This window comes from Nocardia sp. NPDC004123 (genome assembly GCF_053603795.1).
Genome location: NZ_JBSGGG010000011.1, coordinates 107,298 through 128,793, shown reverse-complemented (window position 1 = coordinate 128,793; position 21,496 = coordinate 107,298). Strand labels below are relative to the sequence as shown.

The 21,496-nt window shown below is 69.8% G+C and carries 16 protein-coding genes; 9 read left to right on the top strand and 7 right to left on the bottom strand.

Annotated elements, in window-relative coordinates; translation table 11 throughout:
* Window positions 1-250: 250 nt before the first annotated feature.
* The 3 genes from ACWEQQ_RS17670 to ACWEQQ_RS17660 all read right to left on the bottom strand — a co-directional run bounded on the left by ACWEQQ_RS17670 (window position 251) and on the right by ACWEQQ_RS17660 (window position 3,049).
* Window positions 251-1,699, bottom strand: coding sequence for an NAD(P)/FAD-dependent oxidoreductase (locus tag ACWEQQ_RS17670; protein ID WP_379386127.1), 1,449 nt, complete (start codon window positions 1,697-1,699; stop codon window positions 251-253).
* A 217-nt stretch (window positions 1,700-1,916) separates the two neighbouring features.
* Window positions 1,917-2,807: a tat pathway signal sequence gene (locus tag ACWEQQ_RS17665; RefSeq protein WP_452348913.1), complete on the bottom strand. Its 891-nt coding sequence runs from the start codon at window positions 2,805-2,807 to the stop codon at window positions 1,917-1,919.
* Window positions 2,808-2,896: 89 nt separating this feature from the next.
* Window positions 2,897-3,049, bottom strand: a complete 153-nt coding sequence (locus ACWEQQ_RS17660; protein WP_326361853.1) for a hypothetical protein — start codon at window positions 3,047-3,049, stop codon at window positions 2,897-2,899.
* A 231-nt stretch (window positions 3,050-3,280) separates the two neighbouring features.
* On the opposite strand from ACWEQQ_RS17660, the gene recC reads away from it, so the two are divergent.
* The 5 genes from recC to ACWEQQ_RS17635 all read left to right on the top strand — a co-directional run bounded on the left by recC (window position 3,281) and on the right by ACWEQQ_RS17635 (window position 14,693).
* Window positions 3,281-6,601, top strand: coding sequence for an exodeoxyribonuclease V subunit gamma (recC, locus tag ACWEQQ_RS17655; RefSeq protein WP_452348912.1), 3,321 nt, complete (start codon window positions 3,281-3,283; stop codon window positions 6,599-6,601).
* Window positions 6,602-6,935: 334 nt separating this feature from the next.
* Entirely contained in the window at window positions 6,936-10,283 is a 3,348-nt protein-coding gene (locus ACWEQQ_RS17650) for a UvrD-helicase domain-containing protein (RefSeq protein WP_452349011.1), read from the top strand.
* On the top strand, window positions 10,280-12,172 hold the full coding sequence (gene recD / locus ACWEQQ_RS17645) for an exodeoxyribonuclease V subunit alpha (protein WP_452348911.1): 1,893 nt from the start codon (window positions 10,280-10,282) through the stop codon (window positions 12,170-12,172). Before ACWEQQ_RS17650 ends, recD begins: the two co-directional genes overlap by 4 nt.
* Window positions 12,173-12,361: 189 nt before the next feature.
* Window positions 12,362-13,204: an alpha/beta fold hydrolase gene (locus ACWEQQ_RS17640; protein WP_452342106.1), complete on the top strand. Its 843-nt coding sequence runs from the start codon at window positions 12,362-12,364 to the stop codon at window positions 13,202-13,204.
* Between the two features lie 34 nt (window positions 13,205-13,238).
* The gene (locus ACWEQQ_RS17635) at window positions 13,239-14,693 is read left to right on the top strand and encodes a flavin-containing monooxygenase (RefSeq protein WP_452348910.1); all 1,455 of its coding nucleotides are present in this window, start codon (window positions 13,239-13,241) and stop codon (window positions 14,691-14,693) included.
* A 35-nt stretch (window positions 14,694-14,728) separates the two neighbouring features.
* Here the strand turns inward: ACWEQQ_RS17635 and ACWEQQ_RS17630 are convergent, their stop codons facing one another.
* Together ACWEQQ_RS17630 and ACWEQQ_RS17625 are read right to left on the bottom strand one after the other, a co-directional pair.
* Window positions 14,729-15,268 (bottom strand): SRPBCC domain-containing protein, encoded by a 540-nt coding sequence (locus tag ACWEQQ_RS17630; protein ID WP_452342108.1) that lies wholly within the window; start codon window positions 15,266-15,268, stop codon window positions 14,729-14,731.
* Window positions 15,265-15,576: an ArsR/SmtB family transcription factor gene (locus tag ACWEQQ_RS17625; protein WP_452348909.1), complete on the bottom strand. Its 312-nt coding sequence runs from the start codon at window positions 15,574-15,576 to the stop codon at window positions 15,265-15,267. Before ACWEQQ_RS17625 ends, ACWEQQ_RS17630 begins: the two co-directional genes overlap by 4 nt.
* A gap of 74 nt (window positions 15,577-15,650) precedes the next feature.
* Here ACWEQQ_RS17625 and ACWEQQ_RS17620 point away from each other — a divergent pair, with 74 nt between their 5' ends.
* Window positions 15,651-15,995, top strand: coding sequence for a hypothetical protein (locus ACWEQQ_RS17620; protein WP_452342110.1), 345 nt, complete (start codon window positions 15,651-15,653; stop codon window positions 15,993-15,995).
* A 259-nt stretch (window positions 15,996-16,254) separates the two neighbouring features.
* Here the strand turns inward: ACWEQQ_RS17620 and ACWEQQ_RS17615 are convergent, their stop codons facing one another.
* Together ACWEQQ_RS17615 and ACWEQQ_RS17610 are read right to left on the bottom strand one after the other, a co-directional pair.
* Complete coding sequence (locus ACWEQQ_RS17615; RefSeq protein WP_452348908.1) at window positions 16,255-17,172, bottom strand: NADP-dependent oxidoreductase; 918 nt, start codon at window positions 17,170-17,172, stop codon at window positions 16,255-16,257.
* A gap of 121 nt (window positions 17,173-17,293) precedes the next feature.
* On the bottom strand, window positions 17,294-17,989 hold the full coding sequence (locus ACWEQQ_RS17610) for a TetR/AcrR family transcriptional regulator (protein ID WP_452348907.1): 696 nt from the start codon (window positions 17,987-17,989) through the stop codon (window positions 17,294-17,296).
* A 102-nt stretch (window positions 17,990-18,091) separates the two neighbouring features.
* Here ACWEQQ_RS17610 and ACWEQQ_RS17605 point away from each other — a divergent pair, with 102 nt between their 5' ends.
* The 3 genes from ACWEQQ_RS17605 to ACWEQQ_RS17595 all read left to right on the top strand — a co-directional run bounded on the left by ACWEQQ_RS17605 (window position 18,092) and on the right by ACWEQQ_RS17595 (window position 21,470).
* Window positions 18,092-19,663, top strand: coding sequence for a succinic semialdehyde dehydrogenase (locus ACWEQQ_RS17605; RefSeq protein ID WP_452348906.1), 1,572 nt, complete (start codon window positions 18,092-18,094; stop codon window positions 19,661-19,663).
* A 35-nt stretch (window positions 19,664-19,698) separates the two neighbouring features.
* Window positions 19,699-20,529, top strand: coding sequence for an SDR family NAD(P)-dependent oxidoreductase (locus tag ACWEQQ_RS17600; RefSeq protein WP_452348905.1), 831 nt, complete (start codon window positions 19,699-19,701; stop codon window positions 20,527-20,529).
* Between the two features lie 212 nt (window positions 20,530-20,741).
* Entirely contained in the window at window positions 20,742-21,470 is a 729-nt protein-coding gene (locus tag ACWEQQ_RS17595) for an Imm52 family immunity protein (protein WP_452348904.1), read from the top strand.
* The last annotated feature ends 26 nt before the right edge of the window (window positions 21,471-21,496 follow it).

The window sequence follows — 21,496 nt, the reverse complement described above, 5'->3', positions numbered from 1 at the left end:
AACTGAAAATTAGCCACTGTGCTCGTGAAAAGCCATGAAAGAGGCCGGAATCCAGTTCGGGGATTCCGGCCTCAGTGCATCTGCACTCACTCCTGAGCGGCGACTCGTTCGCGACGGCTCCGCCGACGGGTGCGGAGTCGTCGATTCCCGCTCGCCGACTGCTCGGCCGGAGCGCCGAGGGTGGCCAGGGCCAGGTAGTCGGCGCCCGCGGCCCGCCACCACCGGCGCCCCCATCGGGTCGGGCTTGCTGTCAGCCCGCGCGCTGTTGCGAAGACTTCTCCGCTTCCGCATTCGCCGCGGATTTGCCGTTACCGGAAGAACTTTCGCCGCCGATCTGTTTGGCGAGCTGACGCGCCTCGGCTGGATCGTCGAGCGCCTCGAGCGCCAGCCGCGCGAACACCCACTGCTCGGTGGCGGCCATCTGACCGCGGTGGCGGCCCAGGAAGGAGACGAACCATTCGAGCACGGTGACGAAACGGCTGCGGAAGCCGACCAGGTACCACAGGTGCAGGCCCAGCCAGGCCAGCCACGCGAAGAAGCCGCTGAACTCCAGCTTGCCCACCTGGCACACCGCGCTGAATCGCGACACCGTGGCCATGGAGCCCTTGTCGAAGTACTTGAAGGGCTTGCGGTCGGCCACCGTCTGCTTGCCCGCGACCTCGGCCTTGATGGCCTTCGCGGCGTAGGTGCCACCCTGGATGGCGCCCTGCGCCTGCCCGGGCACGCCCGGCACCGACATCAGGTCGCCGACCACGAAGACGTTCGGGTAGCCCTTGATGGTGAGGTCGGGTTCGACGATGACGCGCCCGGCCCGGTCCACCTCGGTGCCCTTGGAGCGGTCGGCGAGGATCTTGCCCAGACCGCTGGCCTGCACGCCGGCCGACCACACCTTGCAGGCGGATTCGATGCGCCGCTCGGAGCCGTCCTGCTCCTTGATGGTGACGCCGCGCGCGTCGACATTGGTGACCATGGCGTTGAGCTGGATCTCCACGCCCATCTTCTCCAGCCGCTGCTGCGCCTTGCCGCCGAGCTTGGGGCCCATCGGGGCGAGCACCGCGCCCGCGCCCTCGACGAGGATGACGCGCGCGTCGCGGGTGTCGATATTGCGGAAGGAGCCTTCCAGGGTGCGGTCGGCGAGTTCGGCGATCTGCCCGGCCAGTTCGACGCCGGTGGGCCCGGCGCCGACCACCACGAAGGTCATGAAGCGGTCGCGGACTTCGGGATCGGTGGCGAGCTCGGCCTCTTCGAAGGAGCCCAGGATGCGCGCGCGCAGTTCGAGGGCGTCGTCGATGGTCTTCATGCCGGGCGCGTAGGTGGCGAAGTGGTCGTTGCCGAAGTAGGACTGCTGCGCGCCGGTGGCCACGATGAGACTGTCGAACGGGGTGACGTAGTCCTGGTTGAGCAGGCGCGAGGTGACGGTGCCGTTCTCGACGTCGATGTCGGTGACCTCGCCCATCACGACGCGCGCGTTCTGCTGCTGACGCAGCACGATGCGGGTGGCGGGGGCGATCTCGCCGGTGGAGAGGATGCCGGTGGCGACCTGGTACAGCAGCGGCTGGAACAGGTGCGTGGAGGTCTTCGAGATGAGGGTGATGTCGACGTCGGCCTTGCGCAGCTGCTTGCAGGCGAACAGTCCACCGAACCCGGACCCGATCACCACCACGCGATGACGCTGTGCGACGGATTTCTCGGCGTTCATCTAGTTCCTGCTCCTCGCCAGACGGGGAAAGTACGACAACTCACCCGTAACGGTAATGCAGTGTGAGTAGCGCGGACCAATCAGGATCGACCGAAAACAGACCTTTTAGACAACAACCTTGAAACTACAATATGGGTGGTCGTCCAGCGAGGATTGCCCCGAAGTGCGCCGCGGGCGGCCCCGGCCGTGCCGGAACCGCCCGCGCGCAGGTTCGGTGTCAGCGCCCCTGGAACAGCAATTGCGCCACGTGCGTGGTGGTTTCGGAGCCGTCGGCGTAACCGCCCTGATCGCCCTGCTCGGTCATGATGGCGAGGGTGTAGCGCTCACCCGGGCCCGCGAAGCCGACCGAATTGACCACCCAGCCACCCTGCTCGTCGGACCAGCCGTTCTTCAGGCCCGGGTTCATGGCCGCGCCCGCGCCCCACACGCCCCAGTGCTGGTTGGTGTCCACGTGACGCATGCGGTCGAGCAGGTAGGCGCGGTCGTCCGGGTGCATGCGGGTGAGAACGTTGTCCATCAGCCGGTCCAGGTCGGCCGGGGAGCACTGCTGGAAACCCCAGTCGGGGAACAGCTTGACCTGCTCGATCGAGGTGGTGGGCGGCATGGGGACCAGTCCGGTCATGCCGTTGGCGCGGAAGGCGTTGTTGAACGACATGCGGTCGATGCCGGCGTACTTGTTCCACAGGATGTCGGCGGCATTGTCGTTGGAGGTTGCCAGCATGGACTCCATCAGCGCGCGGTCGTCGGGTCCGAGCTGGATGGCGCCGATCCGGGCGCGGTTCAGCAGATCCTCGGCGATTGCCAGCTTGATGGTGGAGGCGGTCCAGAAGTTGGTGTCCGCGTTGCCGTTCCGATAAATGCCGCCGGTGACGCGGTCACGCATCACGTAGCCGGTGACGCCGGGGCGGGTACCGAGGTAATTGTCGACGGCCGCGATGCGGCTGCTCATATCGGCGTCGAATCCCGCGATCGGACCCTGGGTGTGCACCGGTGCGGCACCGGCCAGGGGGACGAAGGCGGGGGCGGCCGGAATAAGGGCCGCGGCAGCGAGAACACAAGCGGAGGAGGCCACGCGCCGGGCCTTGGGGGAACGCACGAGGGAACACAATAGAGGGGACCATGCCCGATACGCACGTCTTGAGGTGAATCGGTGTGTGTGTTATCGAATCGACACTGTTGCACGGACTTTCGCGCGAGTCAGTGGAAAGCCGCTTGTAGCTCTTCGATGCTGCGCCCATTGAGGCGGTAGCAGTGCTCGAATGCCTCGGTGTGCCGCTCCCGCGGCCACGACTGCAGCACCACGCCGCGTCCGTAATGCCGGGAGTTGACGAGTTCCCAGCGGTCTCCCACCCGCCGAACGGTGAACCCGGTTCTGGGCACGAGCGGAATCACCGACGCAGACATCGACGCGGACCAGCCTTTCCTGAGAACTTCGAACCTCCCCGAAAGGCACTGTCGCATACCACACTCGAATTTCGGGGTGACGCGCCCTAGCAAATCCTGGGCATGTGGCAGGTGTCACCCGGCGAGCCGGGGCGCTCGGTGTTTGCATGTCGTTCGCCGACTGTATAAACACAGCTCGTGCACATTCACCGGGCCGAACGAGCGGACACGCTCGCCGACGCGCTGGCCGAGCTGCTCGCTGATCCGCTCGGCGATCCGTTCACCCCGGAGGTGGTGGCGGTTCCCGCCAAGGGGATCGAGCGCTGGCTGAATCAGCGGCTGGCCACGGTGCTCGGCAGTGGCGCGGCGAATGACGGTATTTCGGCCAATATCGACTTCGCGGATCCGGCCGCCCTGGTGGCGGCGGCGCTGGCGGAGGCGACGGGAGTGGATCCGGAGCAGGATCCGTGGTCGCCGGAGCGGCTGGTGTGGACTCTGCTGCCGGTGCTGGACGGGGTGCTGACCGAGCCGTGGGCCGCGGTACTCGCGCGCCATCTCGGGCACGGGGACGCGGGCGGCCATCGGGTCGGCCGCCGGTACGCGACGGCCGCGCGGATCGCGTCGCTGTTCGACAGCTATGCCGCCCAGCGCCCGGCCATGATCACCGAGTGGGCCGACGGCCGCGACACCGACGGCGCGGGCCGGGCGCTGCCCACGGATCTGGTGTGGCAGCCACTGCTGTGGCGGCGGCTGCGCAGCGTGGTCGGGGTGGCGAGTCCCGCCGAGCGCCTGGGCGCGGCGTGCGCGCGGCTGCGGGTGGAGCCGTCCATCGTGTCGCTGCCGGAACGGATTTCGCTGTTCGGCGTGACCCGGCTGACCACCGATCAGCTGGAGGTGCTGTCGGCGCTGTCGGCGGGGCGGCAGGTGCATCTGTGGCTGGTGCATCCCAGCCCCGTGCTGTGGACCAAGCTCGCCGATGCCGAGGTGATCCCGAGTCCCGGTGTGCGCGTGCGGCATCCGCTGCTGGCGGCGCTGGGCCGGGATGTGCGGGAGCTGCAGCAGCGGCTGTCCGGGTACGACCACATCGACACCTATCACCCGCGCCCGGAGACGGCCGCGCCCCGCACGCTGCTGTCGGAGTTGCAGGCCGCGGTGCGGCAGGACCGGTGGTCGCTCATGCCGGAGCCGAACCTGGCCGACGGGACCATCGCGGTGCACTCCTGCCACGGGCCGGCACGGCAGGTGGAGGTGCTGCGCGACGCGCTGCTCGGACTGTTCGCCGCCGACCCGACGCTGGAGCCGCGCGACGTCATCGTCATGTGCCCGGATGTGGAGCGTTACGCGCCGCTGGTGCGCGCGGCCTTCGGGCAGTGGTCCCTCGACGGGGCCGAGCCCGGGCATCCGGCGCACGGGCTGCGGGTGCGGCTCGCCGATCGCGCGCAGCGGGCGGTCAATCCGGTGCTGGATGTGGTCGGCACGCTGCTGGAGCTGGCCGACGGGCGCGTCACCGTGACCGAGGTGCTGGATCTGTGTGCGGCCGAACCGGTTCGGGTGCGCTGCGGCTTCGACGACGACGATATCGAGCGGCTGCGGGAATGGGCCGCCGAGACCGGGGCGCGCTGGGGGATCGGGCAGCGGCAGCGGCAGGCGTTCGGGCTCGGGGACTTCGCGCAGAACACGCTCAATGCGGCGGTGGATCGCATTCTGCTCGGGGTGGCGGCCGGGGAATCCAGTGAGGACTGGCTGGATCTGGTGCTGCCGCTGGACGATGTGGACAGCAATGACATCGATCTGGCCGGTCGGTTCGCCGAATTCGTGGACCGGCTGGCGGTGTGCCTGCGCGATCTGCGCGGGTCCACGCTGGAGGAACCGGCGGGCACCGCGCGGCCCGCGGCCGAGTGGGCGGCGGTGCTGGGCCGGTCGCTGGACCTGCTCACCGAGATGCCCGCGAGCCAGGGCTGGATGGGGGTGCAGGCGCGCCGGGAACTGGCGACTGCGCTCGAGCCCGCGAGCGGGATTCCCTTGCGGCTCAGCGATATCGGGGCGCTGCTGACCGCCCGGCTGGCCGGGCGGCCCTCGCGCGCCAACTTCCGTACCGGCGAGCTGACGGTGTGCACCATGGTGCCGATGCGGTCGGTGCCGCACCGGGTGGTGGTGCTGCTCGGTCTCGACGACGAGGTGTTCCCCCGCGCGGGCGGTGTGGACGGCGACGACGCGCTGGCCCGGCACCGCTGCCCCGGGGATCGGGATCCGCGCAGCGAGGACCGGCAGCTGCTGCTGGACGCCATCATGGCCGCCGGGGAGCGACTCGTCCTGCTGCACACCGGATCCGATCCGGTGTCGGGTGCGCACCGCCCGCCCGCGATTCCGCTGGCCGAGCTGCTCGACACGGTGCGCGCGCATGTCGGCGCGGCCGCCCTGGAGCAGGTGGTGACGCGACATCCGTTGCAGCCCTTCGATCGTCGCAACTTCCGGCCCGAGCAGCCGTTCAGTTTCGACACCGTGGCACTGGCGGGCGCGCTGGCCGCGGGGCGCTCGCCGCAGCCGCGGCCGTTGTTCCTGGGTACGCCGCTGCCCGCGCGTGAACGCGGCGATGTGGAGCTGGCCGATCTGGTGGCCTTCGCCGAGCATCCGGTGCGGGCATTCCTGTGGCAGCGCTTGGGGATCCGGGTGCCGGAGGACGAGGAGGAGATCGCCGACCGCCTCCCCATCGAGCTCGACGGCCTGACCAAATGGAACATGGGCGAGCGCATGCTGTCCGCGCGCCTGACCGGCGTGGACCCGAACGTGCTGCGCGCGGCCGAATGGCGGCGCGGCACCCTGCCGCCGTTCACCATGGGCGCGGCCGTGCTCGACGAGGTCGAGGGCACCGTCGACCAGCTGGTGCGGGTGGCCCGGCCGCTGCACGAGATCCCCGCCCGCACCGTCGATATCGCCGTGGATCTGGGTGACGGCCGCCGCCTCACCGGTACCGTCCCGGACGTCCACGACGACGCGCTGCTGCGCACCACGTTCTCGCGGCTGGCTCCGAAACACCGGATGGCGGCCTGGATTCGCCTGCTCGCGCTGGCCGCGACGGGCACCCACCAGTCGTGGCGCGCCATCACCATCGGGCGTGGCAAACACCATCGCCCCGCCTGGCAGTCCACCCTCACCTCGCCCACCGCGCCCCTGGCCCGCGGCATCCTGCGCGACCTGGTGCTGCTGCGGGACGAGGGCCTGTCCGAACCCCTGCCCATCGCCCCCTCGGCCTCGGCCACCTACGCCGAACGCCGCCTCGCCGGTGCCTCCGCCGAGGACGCCCTGCACGCCGCCGGACAGGACTTCGACGATCGCTTCGGCGAACACACCGACCGCTACTTCCGTCACATCCTCGGCCGGTCGCCGCGCTTCGACCAGCTGACCGAGGCCGCCGCATCGGCGCTCCCCGGCGTCGACTCCGAACCCACCCGTTTCGGCGAACTGGCACGCCGGCTCTGGAACCCCTTGCTCACCAACGAGAATCAAGGTCAGCCATGACCACCCCGAGGAGGAACCCCCTGCCCGTCACCGCGCCCGGGAGCCCCGAATGACCGACGACCTCTTCTCCCTCACCGATCCGGACCTGGCGCCGCGCCCGGCCACCCGCACGCGCCGCAGCAGCGACGGTCCCGCCGGCGAGAGGCGCCGTCGGGAGACCGCATCCTCGATCGGCGACACCCCGGATCTGTTCGATCTGCCTGCCGCCGAGCCGGATTCGGCGATGCCGGGCGGCGAACCGGACCGCGATCATTCCGGGGCCGCCGACCACGGGCTGTGGGATGCGCCCGCCGATGTCGGCGATGATGCTGGGCCGCAGGATGATTCGGTGGCCATGTCCGCAATTTCCCCGTCGTCCGGGGATTCGGGGAATCGGTTCGAGCTGACGGGGCCGTTGCCGGTGGGGACCACCGTGCTCGAGGCGAGTGCGGGGACCGGGAAGACCTACGCCATCGTGGGGCTGGCGGTGCGGTTCGTGGCCGAGCTGGGGGTGGATGTCTCCGAGTTGCTGCTGGTGACATTCAGCCGGGCTGCGACGCAGGAGTTGCGGGAGCGGACGCGGGACCGGTTCGTGGGAGTGGCGGCGGCGCTGGGGGATCCGGAGCGGGCGCTGGCCTCGGGGGACGAGCTGATCCGGCATCTGGCGCAGGGGAATCCGGCGGAGATCGCGACGCGGCGGGAGCGGCTGCTGGCGGCGCTGTCGGACTTCGACGCGGGAACCATTGCCACCACGCACAGTTTCTGTCAGCGGATGCTCGACGAGCTGGGGCTGGCGGGGGAGCAGGATCCGGGGGTGCGGCTGGTGGAGGGGATCGAGGATGTGGTGTCCACGGTCGCCGATGACCTGTATCTGAGCCGGTACGCACGTGGCGGCGCACCGTTCGGTCCGGCGGACGCGCAGCGGCTGGCCGCGGCGGCGGTGGGCGATCCGCACGCCCTGCTGCTGCCCGAGGCCGAGGGCGAGGAGGATCGGGCGGCCGAGCGGGTGGCGTTCGCGACGGCGGTGCGGGTGGAAACGGCTCGGCGGAAACGGCTTTCGGGCCTGCGGGACTTCGACGACCTGCTGGTGCTGCTGCACGAGGTGCTGGCTGATCCCGAGCACGGGCCGCGCGCCTGCCAGCGCATCCGGGACCGGTACCGGGTGGCGCTGGTCGACGAATTCCAGGACACCGACCCGCTGCAGTGGGACATCCTGCGCCGCGCTTTCCACGGACACGCCACCCTGGTACTGGTCGGTGACCCGAAGCAGGCCATCTACGCCTTCCGCGGCGCGGAGGTGCTCAGCTATCTGGACGCGGTGGCGCACGCCGACAGCAAACGTGAGCTCACCACCAACCGGCGCAGCGACGCGGGCCTGCTGACCGCGCTCGAGCATCTCCACGGTGGTGCGGCCCTGGGGCACAAGGAGATCACCGTGCACCGGGTGGCGGCGACCAGGCCGTTCTCGCGGCTCTCCGGTGCGCCGGAGCGGGTCACGCCCCTGCGACTGCGGTGCCTGCCGCGCAGTGGCGCGGGTCCGCTCAACAAGTCCGGGTATCCGACGGTCGGCCGCCAGCGGGAACGGGTCGCCGTCGACGTGGCCGCCGATATCGTCGGCCTGCTCGAATCCGGCGTGCTCATCGATGCGGGCACGCCCGGCGAAAGGCCGATCGGGCCGGGCGATATCGCGGTCCTGGTCCGCAACCGGAATCAGCTGGAAATGGTGCGCACCGAACTCGAGGCGGCAGGTGTCGCCTCGGTGCTGGCGGGCGGCGCGAGCGTGTTCGGCACGCCCGCGGCCACCGAATGGCTGTGGGTGCTGCACGCTTTGGAGCAGCCGCATCGGGCCGACCGGGTGCGCCTGGCCGCCGGCACCGCGTTGCTCGGGCTGCGCGCCGAGGACATCGACGCCGGGGGCGCGGATCTGGTCGGCCGTCTCAGCGCCGAACTGCGCGACGCGGCCCGGCTGTTCGCCCGCGCGGGCTTCGCCGCCGTCGCCGAAAAGCTCAGCGCCGAAACAAAGTTGGCCCCCCGCCTGCTCGCTCTCGAGGGCGGTGAACGTCAGCTCACCGACCTGCGCCAGATCGCCCAGCTGCTCGACGACGCGGCCCTGCGCGAGGGCTTGGGCCTGTCGGCGCTCACCCGCTGGCTGGCCGACCGGGTGCGTGATCCTGCCTCCGGCAGCGTCGCCGACCGCAGCCGCCGCCTGGACCGCGACGCCGCCGCCGTACAGGTCGCCACCGTGCACGCCAGCAAGGGTCTCGAATTCCCGGTCGTGTACCTGCCTTTCGCGTGGGACGCGGCCAAACTGCGCAACCCGCCCACCCTGCTGTTCCACGACGAGCAGGGCCGCCGCGTCCTCGATGTCGGCGGCCCCGACGCACCCGGCTACAGTTCCCGCCGCCTGCGCGCCGAGGCCGAGGAGCAGGCCGAGGAACTGCGCCTGCTGTACGTCGCCCTCACCCGGGCCGGCGCGCAGATCGTGGCCTGGTGGGCCCCCGCCTACGACACTCAGACCGCGCCCCTGCACCGCATGCTGCTGGGCCGCGAGCCCGGCAGTCCGGCCGTGGCCGACAAGGTGCCGGTGCCAGCGGATTCGGTACTGCTGGAACGCATCCGGGAGTGGGCCGCCACCGCGGCGCCGGGCGTGATCGCCGTCGAGCCGGTGCGCGAGATCACCCGCGCCCGGCTGCCCCTCGACGACACCGCCACCGCCACCGAGCCTTTGGCGGCCGCCTACTTCGGCCGGGCCCTCGACCAGGCGTGGCGGCGTACCTCCTATTCGGCGCTCACGGCGGGCGCGCACGACGCCCTGCCCGCCGCCGATCTGCCCGAGGGCCGCGGCGTCGCCGACGAACCGGCCACCCCGTCCGTGCTCGCCGAGGACCTCACCGCCTTCGCGGGAGCCAGGCCGTCGCTGATGAATTCGCTGCCCTACGGCGCGGAGTTCGGCACGCTCGTGCACGAGGTCCTCGAATACGTCGACACCGACGCACCCGACCTGGCCGCCGAGATCCGCGCGCGGGTCCAGCACGCGGTGAGCGAGCAGATGTTCGACGCCGACCCGGATGTGCTGTCGGACGCGCTGCTGGCGGTCATGCACACGCCCATCGGTTTCGGCGCGCTCGCCGACTTCCCGACCCGGGATCGCCTGAGCGAGCTGGACTTCGAGCTCCCGCTGGCCGGTGGCGACCATCCGGTCGCGGCGCGGGTGACCGTCCCGCGCATTGCCGACCTGCTGCGCCGCCACCTGCCCGCCGACGATGTCTTCGCCCCCTACGCCGACCAGCTGGCCCACCTCGACGACACCCCGCTGCGCGGCTACCTCACCGGCAGCATCGACGCCGTGCTGCGCACCACCGGACCGCGATTCGTGGTTGTCGACTACAAGACCAACCGGCTCGGCACCGGCGACCTCACCGTCGCGCACTACACCCACGAGCGCATGGCCGCGGAGATGATGCGCTCGCACTACCCGCTGCAGGCCATCCTGTATTCCGTTGCCCTGCACCGGTATCTGCGCTGGCGGCTGCCCGGCTACGATCCGGCCGCACACCTCGGCGGCATCCGCTACCTGTTCGTGCGCGGCATGGTCGGACCCGACACCCCGGACGGCTGCGGCGTTTTCGACTGGCTGCCGCCCGCGGACCTGATCGTCGAGCTGTCGGCCCTGCTGGCCGGGGACCCGGAGGTGGCGCGATGACCGCGATCCAGCTGGCGCAGCGGGGCACCGGCCCGCTGCAGGTGTTCAATGCCGCCGGGGTGCTGTCGGCGGCCGACGTGCATGTGGCGCTGCGGCTCGCCCGGCTCGGCGGCGAGCGGTCCCCGGCCGTCGTCTTCGCCACCGCGCTGGCCGTGCGTGCGGTGCGCTCCGGGTCGGTGTGCCTGGAGGTCCGGCGCATGCACGAGATCGGTGTCGACGCCGAGGGCACCGAGGAATCGGCGATCGACCCGGCCACCCTGCCGTGGCCGGACGTGGATTCGGTCATCGCGGCGCTGCGGGTGAGTCCGCTGGTGACCGGCAGCCCGTCCGGGCCGCTGCGCCCGCTGCGGCTCATCGACCCGCCCGGTGCGAACGACTCGGGCCCGCTGCTCTACCTCGACCGGTACTACCGGCAGGAGGAGACCATCCGCCGCGTCCTCACCGAGCGCGCCGCCACCCATCCCATGGTGGACGCCGAACTCGTGCGCCGTGAACTGGATCGGCTCTTCCCCGACCACGCCGGACCCGGCGAGCCGCCGGACCGGCAGCGGCTGGCGGCCGCCCTGGCCACCACCCAGTGGACCACCGTGATCGCGGGCGGCCCCGGTACCGGCAAGACCCACACCATCGCCCGGGTGCTGGCCCTGCTGGTCGCGCATCAGCAGGCCGTGCCCGGTGCCCCCGCCCTGCGCATCGCCCTGGCCGCCCCGACCGGCAAGGCCGCCGCCCGCATGCAGGAATCGGTGCGCGAGCAGGCGGGCGAGATCGGTCTGCCCGAGCTGACCGCCGCGACCCTGCACCGTCTGCTGGGCTGGCAGCGTGGCGGCGCGGGCCGGTTCAAGCACAACGAGTTCAACCGGCTGCCCTACGACGTCATCGTGGTCGACGAGACGTCCATGGTGTCGCTGACCATGATGAGCCGCCTGCTGCCGGCCGTGCGACCCGACGCCCGCCTGGTGCTGGTCGGCGACCCGGACCAGCTGGCCTCGGTCGACGCGGGCGCGGTGCTCGCCGACCTGGTCGCGGGACCTGTTCCGGGACAGGCGAATCCGGCGCTGGAACGCATCCTCGGCGGCGATCCGGCCGCCGCTGCCGCCCATCCGGACGCCCTGTCCGGGCGCGAGCGGGAACGCCTGCGCGGCGGCATCGTCCGGCTCACCCGCGGCCGCCGCTTCGGGGGGCGCATCGCCGAACTGGCCGTCGCGATCCGGGCCGGCGACGCGGACTCCGCCCTGGCCCTGCTGGCCGACGGCGGCGACGAACTGTCGCTCTACCCGCCCGACGACATCACCGAGGTGCGCGCCGACGTCCTGCGCGCCGCCCGCGAGGCCACCGATGCCGCCGTCGACGGGAACGCGACCGCCGCGCTCACCGCGCTGGAATCCCATCGCCTGCTGTGCGCCCACCGCCAGGGCCCCTACGGTGTCGAACGCTGGGATCGCCTGGCCGCCGGCTGGGTCACCGCCGCCGGGATCAGTACAGATCCCGGTGCCGGGCACTGGTACCCGGGCCAGCCGCTGCTGGTCACCGCCAATGACCACGAGGCTCGCATCTACAACGGCGACACCGGCGTCATCGTCCGTGCGGCCGACGGCACCCTGCGCGCCGCCCTGCAGCGCGGCAGCGAGCCCTACCTGGTGCATCCCACCCAGTTCCCCGGCGTGACCACCGTCTACGCCATGACCATCCACCGCAGCCAGGGCAGCCAGTACGACACCGTGTCGGTCGTGCTGCCCGGACCGGAGTCCACGCTGCTCACCCGCGAACTGCTGTACACGGCCATCACTCGCGCCCGGCGGCACGTCCGCATCCTCGGCAGCGAGGAGTCCATCCGCTCCGGCATCGCCCGCCGGGTGCTGCGCGCCAGCGGCCTGCGCAACCGGGAATGACCCGCCGCGCCGACCTCGGAACACGCGCCGACCTCGGAACACCTGGCCGCCGCCGGAGTATCCCGCTGGCAGGCCGGCCTGCGGTGGCGCGATCGGCGTAGCGTGGACGGGGCCCGATACGGCTGTCGCCGTGGTCTTTCGGAGTGTGCGGCCGAAAGTGGCGCGTGCGGCCGAAGCGGAAGGTTGCCCATGGCCGAGTGGGAAGGCGAGCGGTCCACGGATGCCGTGGTGTCCGCGGACGGTACGCGGATCGCCTACGTGACCGAGGGAACGGGGCCGGGGGTGATCGTGGTCCCGGGGGTGCTGGCGCTGGCGCAGGGGTACAGCGGGTTCGCCGACGCGCTGGCCACCGCGTTCACGGTGCACACGATCGAGCGGCGCGGGCGCGGGGACAGCGGCCCGCAGCGGCCCGGCCACGGTGTCGAGGACGACTGCGCGGATGTGCGTGCCCTCCAGGACGAGACGGGTGCGGCGTTCCTGGTGGGGCATTCGTACGGCGGGTTCGTCGCCCTCGAGGCGGCGCGGAACCATCCGGGCACCCGCAAGGTCGCGGTGTACGAGCCGGGTCTGTCGGTCCGGGGTTCGATGCCGTCCGACTGGATGGGTCCCTACGAGAAGTACCTGGCCCAGGGCAAACCCTTCGACGCCTTCGTCGACTTCATTCGTGCGATCGGCCCGGACGGCGCGCGCAAGGTCCCGCGCTGGATGTTCCGCCGCATGATGCCGAGGTTCATGGAGGCGCCCGAGATGGACATGGTCATCGCGCAGCTGCCGCAGAATCTCATCGAGCATCGCCAGTACGTGCGGCTCGACGGTACCTACCACCACTACGCCGAGATCACCGCCGAGGTGCTGCTGCTCGAGGGCGACAAGGATCGGCGCGCGTGGACGGCCTCCGATCAGGAGCTGCTGGCCTCGGTGATCCCGCAGTGCGAACGCGTCACGGTGCCGGGACTCGACCATTTCGGCATCGACAGGGGCGATCCGGACCGGGTGGCGGGCTTGGTGGCCGAGTTCTTGTCGCGTTCGTAGTGGTCTCGCTCACCGCGGTCGATAGGCTGGGGCTATGGCCACTACGCCCGAGCACGTCGACGTGCTGATTGCCGGGGCCGGACTGTCCGGTATCGATGCCGCCTACCATCTGCAGCGCGCCTTCCCGTGGCGGACCTACGCCATTCTGGAGATGCGCGAGGCCAGCGGTGGCACCTGGGATCTGTTCCGCTACCCCGGGATTCGCTCCGACTCGGACATGTTCACCCTCGGCTACCGGTTCCGGCCGTGGCTGGGGGAGAAGGCCATCGCCGACGGCGGCTCGATCCTGGAGTACGTGCGCGACACCGCGGCCGAGAACGGGATCGACTCGCACATCCGTTACCGGCACCGGGTGGTTCGGGCGGAATGGTCCTCGGCGGACAACCGCTGGACCGTCATCGCCGACCATGACGGCCGGTCGGTGACCATGACCGCGAACTTCCTGTTCAGCTGCTCGGGCTACTACCGCTACGACGAGGGCTACACCCCGGACTTCACCGGCACCGAACGCTTCCCGGGCCCGATCATCCACCCGCAGCACTGGCCCGCCCACGTCGATGTCGAGGGCAAGCGGGTCGTCATCATCGGCTCCGGCGCCACCGCCGTCACCCTCGGCCCCGCCCTGGTCGAGGAGGGCGCGCACGTGACCATGCTGCAGCGGTCACCCTCGTACATCATCTCCCTGCCCGACCGCGACGACCTCGCCGACCGCGCCCGCGCATACCTGCCCGCGCGCATCGCCTACGGCCTGACCCGCGCCAAGAATGTCGCCCTGAGCACGCTGATGTACCAACTGTCGCAACGCTATCCGAAGCGCATGCGGGCCTGGATCCGCGGCTTTCAGAAGCGCTGGCTGCCCGACGGCTACGACATCGACACCCACTTCAACCCGAACTACGGGCCGTGGGATCAGCGACTGTGCCTGTCGCCCAACGGCGATCTGTTCCGCGCCATCCGCGAGGGGCGGCTGGAGCTGGTCACCGACCGCATCGACACCTTCACCGAGACCGGCCTGCGCCTCGAATCCGGCCGCGACCTCGACGCCGACCTCATCATCACCGCAACGGGTTTGAACCTCATCCCCTTCGGCGGCGTCGAGCTGGTGGTGGACGGCCGCAAGGTCCACCTCCCCGACACCATGGCCTACAAGGCCGCGATGCTCTCCGATGTCCCCAACTTCGCCTTCGTCATGGGCTATACCAACGCCTCCTGGACGCTGAAGGCGGATCTGGTGTGCGAGTACGTGGTTCGCCTGCTGCGCCACATGGATGCCCACGGCTACGCCACGGCGACCCCGGTGCGCGACCCGTCCATCGGCACCGCGCCGTTCCTGAACTTCGAGCCCGGCTACGTGCTCCGGGCCCTCGACATCCTCCCCAAAACGGGCGACCGCGCCCCCTGGCGCCTCTACATGAACTACCTTCGCGACCTCCCCAAACTCCGCTACGGCCGAATCACCGACCCCGCCATGCGTTTCGAGCGGGCCTGACCCCGGTGGAAGCAAATCGATTGCAGTGCACGTGATCAGCTCTTCCGGGTGGGGCGACTGACGGGCAGCGACCGCCCCGTCTCCAGCAGGGATTTCAGATCGCTGAGCATGAACGGGTAGCCGCCGCCGAAGCCCTCCGATTCCAGATCGCCGGAGACGATGACCGAGATGAGCGGAGCGCCGGCGACATCGTGGATGACGGTCAGGGCGCAGGTGCCGTCGCCGCGATCACGAATCTCGTATCGCAGATAGGTTTCCGGCTCCGCGGCAAGGTGCTCATCGCCCCGGAAACGTATGCGCGCACCCCACAGCACCGGCGGGTCGTAGTCGGTGACCGTGCCGCGGATGATGACCTCCGGTTCGCTGTCGATCGGACGAGGTCCGGAGGGAGCGAACACCGTGAACGCACCACCGACCCGAGGCTCGAGCACGCTGCGGCCGCCGAATCCGTAACGCACGGTCCAGTCGGGATCGGTTACGGCCTCCCAGATCCGCATGGCCGGTGCGGCGATGATCACGCGATGGATCTGTGTCGTCTCCGGGCGCGCACGCGAGAGGACATCCTCGAAGCTCACGATTCCAGGTCCTTCTTCAGATCGGCCAGTGCGGAGAGCTGTTGTTCGGTGAATTTGTCGATCCATCGATCGTGAATCAGCCGGATCGGCACGGGATTGAGGTAGTGCAACTTCTTTCGCCCGCTGCGGACCGCCGTCACCAAGCCCGCTTCCTCGAGCAAACGGAGGTGCTTGCTGATGCCGAAGCGGGTCATCTCCAGCCCGGATTCCAGCTCGGTCAGCGTCTGGCCGTCCTTGGCGAACAACGCGTCCAGCAGGTGCCGCCGGGTGGGATCGGCCAGCGCTTTGAACACCGCGTCCTCGTCCACGCCCCCATTCTATACGAGACCAATCGGTCACATGAGCGTTGACATGTGACCATTTGGTCACCTATTGTCGAAACATGAAGCGCTACATAGTCCTCTACCTCGCACCCCTCTCGGTCGCCGAACGATTCGCCCAGGCCACACCCGCGGAAGCTGTGAAAGGCATGCAGCTGTGGGCGGATTGGAGCAACCGGATCGGCGCCGGCCTCGTCGACGCGGGCAAACCCCTCGGCAATGCGCGCCGCATCACGCCGACCGGTACCACCGAGACCGACAGCGGAGTGATCGGAATGTCCATCCTCCAGGCCACCTGCATGGACGAGGCGCTGGAAATGGTCGGCGACCACCACCACCTGCACTGGGCCGAGCAGTGCGAAATCGTCGTCCTCGAAGAACAACCCATTCCCGAGCTGCAGCAATGAAGGCTACGACGGTTTCGTCCAGCTGCGTTGATCAATGCGCGAGCCGCATTGCCGTAGTCCGCCTGTGCGCGTAGTGCTCTCCAGACGCGCTCGACGAGGTGATCGTGCTGAGTATCGCCCATTTCGGGTACGGCACATTCCAGCGCTGGTCAAGATCGCCGACGTGATCTGCGCCTGTACCGGCAACCGGTACACGGTCCCCATGGATGCGATGAGGGAGAGGCCGACGATCCGATATCGATTGTGATCGGCGAGCGGTTCACGGCTGGAGGATCATTCGGCCGGGGAGGCCCCCGGCGGCCTTGGCGCTGAAGGCTTTCACCGCTTCTTCGAGGGGGTAGACCGCGCCGACCTGGGGGCGGAGGTGGCCCTCGTCGATAAGGCGGGCGAGTTCGGTCAGTTGGGCGCGGTTGGATTCCTGGACGAAGACGACCTTGCGGATGTCGTCGCGGTCGGTGGGGAATTCGGCTGCTGCCTTGATGGTGATGAGGGTGCCGTTGGGGCGGAGCAGGATCGACGAACCGGTGAGGACGTCGCCGCCGATCGTGTCGACCACCAGGTCGGCCCGGCCTGCGGCGACGGCCAGTTGCTCGGTGTCCAGGGCGAGGTAGCGGTCGGCGCCGAGTTCGAGTGCCAGGGAACGGGAGTGCTCGCGGCCGGTACCGATGACGTGCGCACCCGCCCAGTGCGCGAGCTGGACGGCCATCGAGCCGACCGCGCCGCCCGCGCCGTGGATGACGACGGTCTGGCCCTTGTCGAGGTGCCCGTGGTCGAACAGGGATTGCCAGGCGGTGAGCCCGGCACGCGGGACCGCCGCCGCTTGGATGTGGTCGAGGGTGCGGGGTTTGCGTGCGATATTGCGGGCTTCGACGGCGACGTACTCGGCGGCCGCGCCGTTGCGCAGCTGGTCGGTGAGGCCGAAAACCTCGTCGCCGACGGCGAATCCGGCGGTGCCGTAGCCGAGGGCAGCGATTACACCCGAGACCTCGTTGCCGGGAATGACCGAGTCGCGGGGGTGGCCGGCGCGACAGTTCCAGATGGGCCAGTCCAGTTCGTTGTGCGTGATACCGCACGCCTCGACCTTGATCAGGACATCGCAGAGACCGGGTTTCGCGTCGGGGACATCCTCGTAGACCAGTCCGTCGATGCCGGGCTCGCGGGTGCGAATAGCCTTCATCCTCAGCTCTTTTCGTTGTACGAACGAATCGACGATAGGACGGGCGGATGCGCGGTGTCGGCTGATTTCCTGGGAATTCGATGGCCGGATCCTGATCCGAGCCGAGCAGGAAGTGGGCCGGTTAGTCCTGGGTCGATTCGAACAATCCCGGAATCGTGAGTGCGTATTCGACATCCGCGCGCGTGCCGAGCATGGTGAGCACCCCGCGGATCATGGTCAGCCGGGCCGCGTCGATGGTGGCCTGATCGGGTTCGCCGTGCGGTGCGTCCGCGGAAATGCGGTAGACGACGAATTCGCAGGTCTGCAGCGCGGTATCGAGGTCGAGATCGGTGGGGGCCGGCCGCCCCAGGCCGGTGATCTTGGTGCGTACCAGGACCCGGATGTCGTCGATGGCCTGCTCGCGATAGGCCGACACCGGCGAGCCCGGATCGTGCAGTTCGGCGAACAGCGGCGCCAGCATCCGGCCGTGACCGCCCGCCCAGTGCAGATACGCCTCGATCATATTGATGCCGAGATCGACCGGTTGCTCGCTGCGTTCCAGCGCGGACCGGATGCCGCCGACCAGGTCCTCGTTGGAGACCGTGAGCACCGCGTGCAGCGGCTCGACGGCATTGGCGAAATAGCGGTAGAAGGTGGGCCGCGCCAGCCCGGCCTTCTCGATGATCCGCGCCACGCTCAGCCCGCGCGAACCCTGTTCGGCGAACACCTCGGCGGTAGCCAGCACGATGCGGGCGCGCACCTGGTCGGCCTGCTTCTCCGTCTGCGGCGGGCGGCCGCGGCGCGCCGGGGTGCCCTTGCCCGCCGGAGGGCTTGACATGGTGTGCGTCACGTCTATTAATCTAACATCAGTGTTCATGTAACACCGATGTTCAGTTAATAATGGGTTTCACCCGCACCCGACTCCTCGAGAGGGCGACCAATGACGACTGCCCCGCAGCTCGCCGCCGCCGATGCGCTGCCTTTTGACCTGGTCCAGCGCCTGCTCGGCCACGCCGTCGCGGGCGGTGCGCCCTCGGTGGAGGTGTTCGCGCCCGCCACCGGCGCCAAGATCACCGACCTGCCGCAGTCCTCGGTCACCGATATCGAGGCCGCCTTCGCCACCGCGCGCGCCGCGCAGCAGGAATGGGCGACCGTGCCGGTCGGGGAGCGGGCCGCACTGCTGGGCCGCATCCACGACCTGGTGCTGGCCGAGCAGGACACCATCCTCGACATCATCCAGCTCGAGACCGGCAAGTCCCGGGTGCACGCCTTCGACGAGGTCTCCGACGTCGCGGTGAACACCCGCTACTACGCGGCCGAGGGCAAATCGATTCTGGCGCACCGCAAGCCGCGCGGCGTCATGCCGGTCCTCACCCAGGTGGAGGTGCGCAACCGGCCCAAGGGCGTGGTCGCGGTCATCTCGCCGTGGAACTACCCGCTCGCGCTGGGCGCCTCCGACGCGCTGCCCGCGCTGCTGGCCGGCAATGCCGTCATCGGGCGGCCGGACAACCAGACCGCGCTGACCCTGCTCTGGGCCATCGACATCGCCGAGCGCGCCGGTCTGCCCAAGGGCCTGTGGCAGGCGGTGCTCGGGCGGGGCACCGTGGTCGGCACCGAGGTCATCGCGCGCGCCGACTACGTCGACTACACCGGATCCAGCGCCACCGGGCGCACCATCGCCCAGCAGGCGGGGGAGCGGCTCATCGGGTATTCGCTCGAGCTCGGCGGCAAGAACCCGCTGCTGGTGCTCGCGGACGCCGACGTCTCGGCCGCCGCCAAGATCGCGGTGCGGGCCTGCTTCGCCTCGGCCGGGCAGCTGTGCGAATCGATCGAGCGAATCTATGTGCACGACACGGTGTACGACCAGTTCGTCACCGAATTCGTGGCCCACACAAAGAAACTGGGCCTGGGCAAGACTCTCGACTACAGCTACGAGATCGGGTCGCTGACCTTCCCGCGCCAGATCGACACCGTCAGCACGCACGTCGACGACGCGGTCGCCAAGGGCGCCACGGTCCTCGCCGGCGGCAAGGCGCGGCCGGATCTCGGCCCCTACTTCTACGAGCCCACCATTCTCGCGGGCGTCCGCGCGGGCATGACCGTCTACCGCGAGGAAACCTTCGGACCGGTCGTGTCGGTCTACCGTGTGTCCAGCGACGACGAAGCCGTCGCGCAGGCCAACGACACCGCCTACGGCCTCAATGCCAGTGTGTGGAGCCGCGATATCGCCCACGGCCGCGAGGTCGCCGCGCGGGTGCGCGCCGGATCGGTGAACGTGAACGAGGGCTTCATCGCCGCGTGGGGCTCGGTGGCCGCGCCGTCGGGCGGGCTCGGCATCTCCGGCACCGGCCGCCGGCACGGGCCCGAGGGCCTGCTGAAGTACATCGACACCCAGACCATCGCGGTGCAGCGGGTGCTGCCCATCGCACCGCTGCCGGGCATGTCGGAACAGCTGTGGGCCAAGACCATGACGCTCTACCTGGGCGTCATGAAGACACTGCGGCAGAAGTGATTCCGCAGTTCATTTCGACAGGGGTACAGAGGGGTATGAAGACCGTAGCGGGCAAGAAGGTCCTGGTCACCGGGGCGGCCATGGGCCTGGGCAAGTCGTTCGCGCAGCGCGCGGTGGCCGAGCAGGCCGCCGACGTGGTGCTGTGGGACGTCAACGAGAAGGCGCTGAAGGAGACCGCGGCCGAGCTGGCGGCGCTGGGCGGCAGCCGGATTCACCACTACGTGGTGGACGTGTCCGACCGTGACGCCATCGCCGAGGCGGCCGCGGCCGTGCGCGCCGAGGTCGGCGGAATCGACGTGCTGGTCAACAATGCGGGCATCGTGCGCGGCAACGGCTACTTCTGGGAGACCGGCAACCGTGCCGACATCGACAAGACCATGGCGATCAATTCGCTTGCGCCCATGTACATCACGCTCGAATTCCTGCCTGCCATGGTGGCGAACAAGGGCGTCGAGGGCCGCGTCCTGAACATCGCCTCCTCCGCCGGGCTGGTGGCCAACCCCCGCATGAGCGTCTACGCGGCCTCCAAGTGGGCGGCGCTGGGCTGGTCGGACTCGGTACGCCTGGAGCTCGAGCAGTCCGGCAACGAGCACGTGAAGTTCACCACGGTCTGCCCGACCTACATCAACACCGGAATGTTCGACGGCGCCAAGGGTTTCTGGTTCACCCCCATCCTGGACCAGGAGGAAGTCGTCGACACCTCCTGGACCGAAATGAAGAAGGGCTCCGCCCTGGTAGTCCTACCCTGGACCTCCCGCCTCAACCGCGCCATCTCCGGCCTCCTCCCGCTCAAGGTCCGCGACTTCTACCTCAACACGGTGGGCGTCTACCACTCGATGGACGAATTCACCGGCCGCAAGCAGTAATTCGCGCCCGAGCAACGAGCGCGCTCCGACGCGACACACCGACACCACCCGACCGACCGGTCCGGGTGGTGTTCGTCACCGGGCGTCCCGGTACGGATCGACACCGAATACGGCCGGGCCTGAAACAGCGGGGACAGGCTGTCGGACCCCTGATTTACCGTGGCGGTCACGCCACACCGGGCGGGGAACCGAGGCCTCAAGGGGAACGTATCGTGCTGGACGTCGTAGTCAACGGATGCTGGGGCCTTCGCGGGGAATCCGTGCCGGGCATCGCCGAACGCTGGTACGGCACGCTGCGCGTGCTCGCGGACATCGACGGCTCGACGTTTCACAGATGGCACGAGGCCGGCCGCGGCCGCCCGTCCGATCCCGTGGTGCAGCCCTCGGTCCCCGCACTGGCGGACTACATCGAGCGGACGAACACCGGTCCCGACCTCGACGTCGTGGGATACACGACGTCGCTGTGGGCGCAGAACCCCGCTGCGGCGCACGTCTCCATGGCGATTCACGCGGGCAGCACCTCACGCTACGCGGTGAACTCGGTCGTGCTCGCCTTCCGGTCGCGGGAGGTCGACGAAACCGCGGAGGTGATCCGGCGCGCTCCGCAGGTCCTGCGCCTGCTCGCGGAGCACTGGGAGATCGACGCCGGGCAGGTGTACGGCAGGCACGAGTACCGTGCGGTGGCCGAGCGGTGGGACCTGGCGAACAGCGACCCGCGATGCGGCCGTGCAGTCGTCCTCTCCGCCGGCCGCGCCGCCCTGGCACCCGGGGGGCTGCCCGCGACGTACGTCCGCACCGCACACGGTGGACTGGTGATCGATCTCACCAGTGGCGGTACGGAGTCCCCGGCCATCGAGACGATCCTCGACGCGAACGCACGACTACGGGCGGCCGGGGCACTGGAAAAGCTCCCGATCCCGTTCGACCGCGCCACGTTCTGACGCCTGCGCGCCGCTGTGCGGCCGTG

Bases quoted from the DNA above. Each gene is read 5' to 3' on its own strand.
- ACWEQQ_RS17670 (WP_379386127.1), bottom strand. From the start codon at position 1,699: ATGAACGCCGAGAAATCCGTCGCACAGCGTCATCGCGTGGTGGTGATC.
- ACWEQQ_RS17610 (WP_452348907.1), bottom strand. From the start codon at position 17,989: ATGTCAAGCCCTCCGGCGGGCAAGGGCACCCCGGCGCGCCGCGGCCGC.
- ACWEQQ_RS17635 (WP_452348910.1), top strand. From the start codon at position 13,239: ATGGCCACTACGCCCGAGCACGTCGACGTGCTGATTGCCGGGGCCGGA.
- ACWEQQ_RS17605 (WP_452348906.1), top strand. From the start codon at position 18,092: ATGACGACTGCCCCGCAGCTCGCCGCCGCCGATGCGCTGCCTTTTGAC.
- ACWEQQ_RS17650 (WP_452349011.1), top strand. From the start codon at position 6,936: ATGTCCGCAATTTCCCCGTCGTCCGGGGATTCGGGGAATCGGTTCGAG.
- recD (WP_452348911.1), top strand. From the start codon at position 10,280: ATGACCGCGATCCAGCTGGCGCAGCGGGGCACCGGCCCGCTGCAGGTG.
- ACWEQQ_RS17600 (WP_452348905.1), top strand. From the start codon at position 19,699: ATGAAGACCGTAGCGGGCAAGAAGGTCCTGGTCACCGGGGCGGCCATG.
- ACWEQQ_RS17620 (WP_452342110.1), top strand. From the start codon at position 15,651: ATGAAGCGCTACATAGTCCTCTACCTCGCACCCCTCTCGGTCGCCGAA.
- ACWEQQ_RS17640 (WP_452342106.1), top strand. From the start codon at position 12,362: ATGGCCGAGTGGGAAGGCGAGCGGTCCACGGATGCCGTGGTGTCCGCG.
- ACWEQQ_RS17615 (WP_452348908.1), bottom strand. From the start codon at position 17,172: ATGAAGGCTATTCGCACCCGCGAGCCCGGCATCGACGGACTGGTCTAC.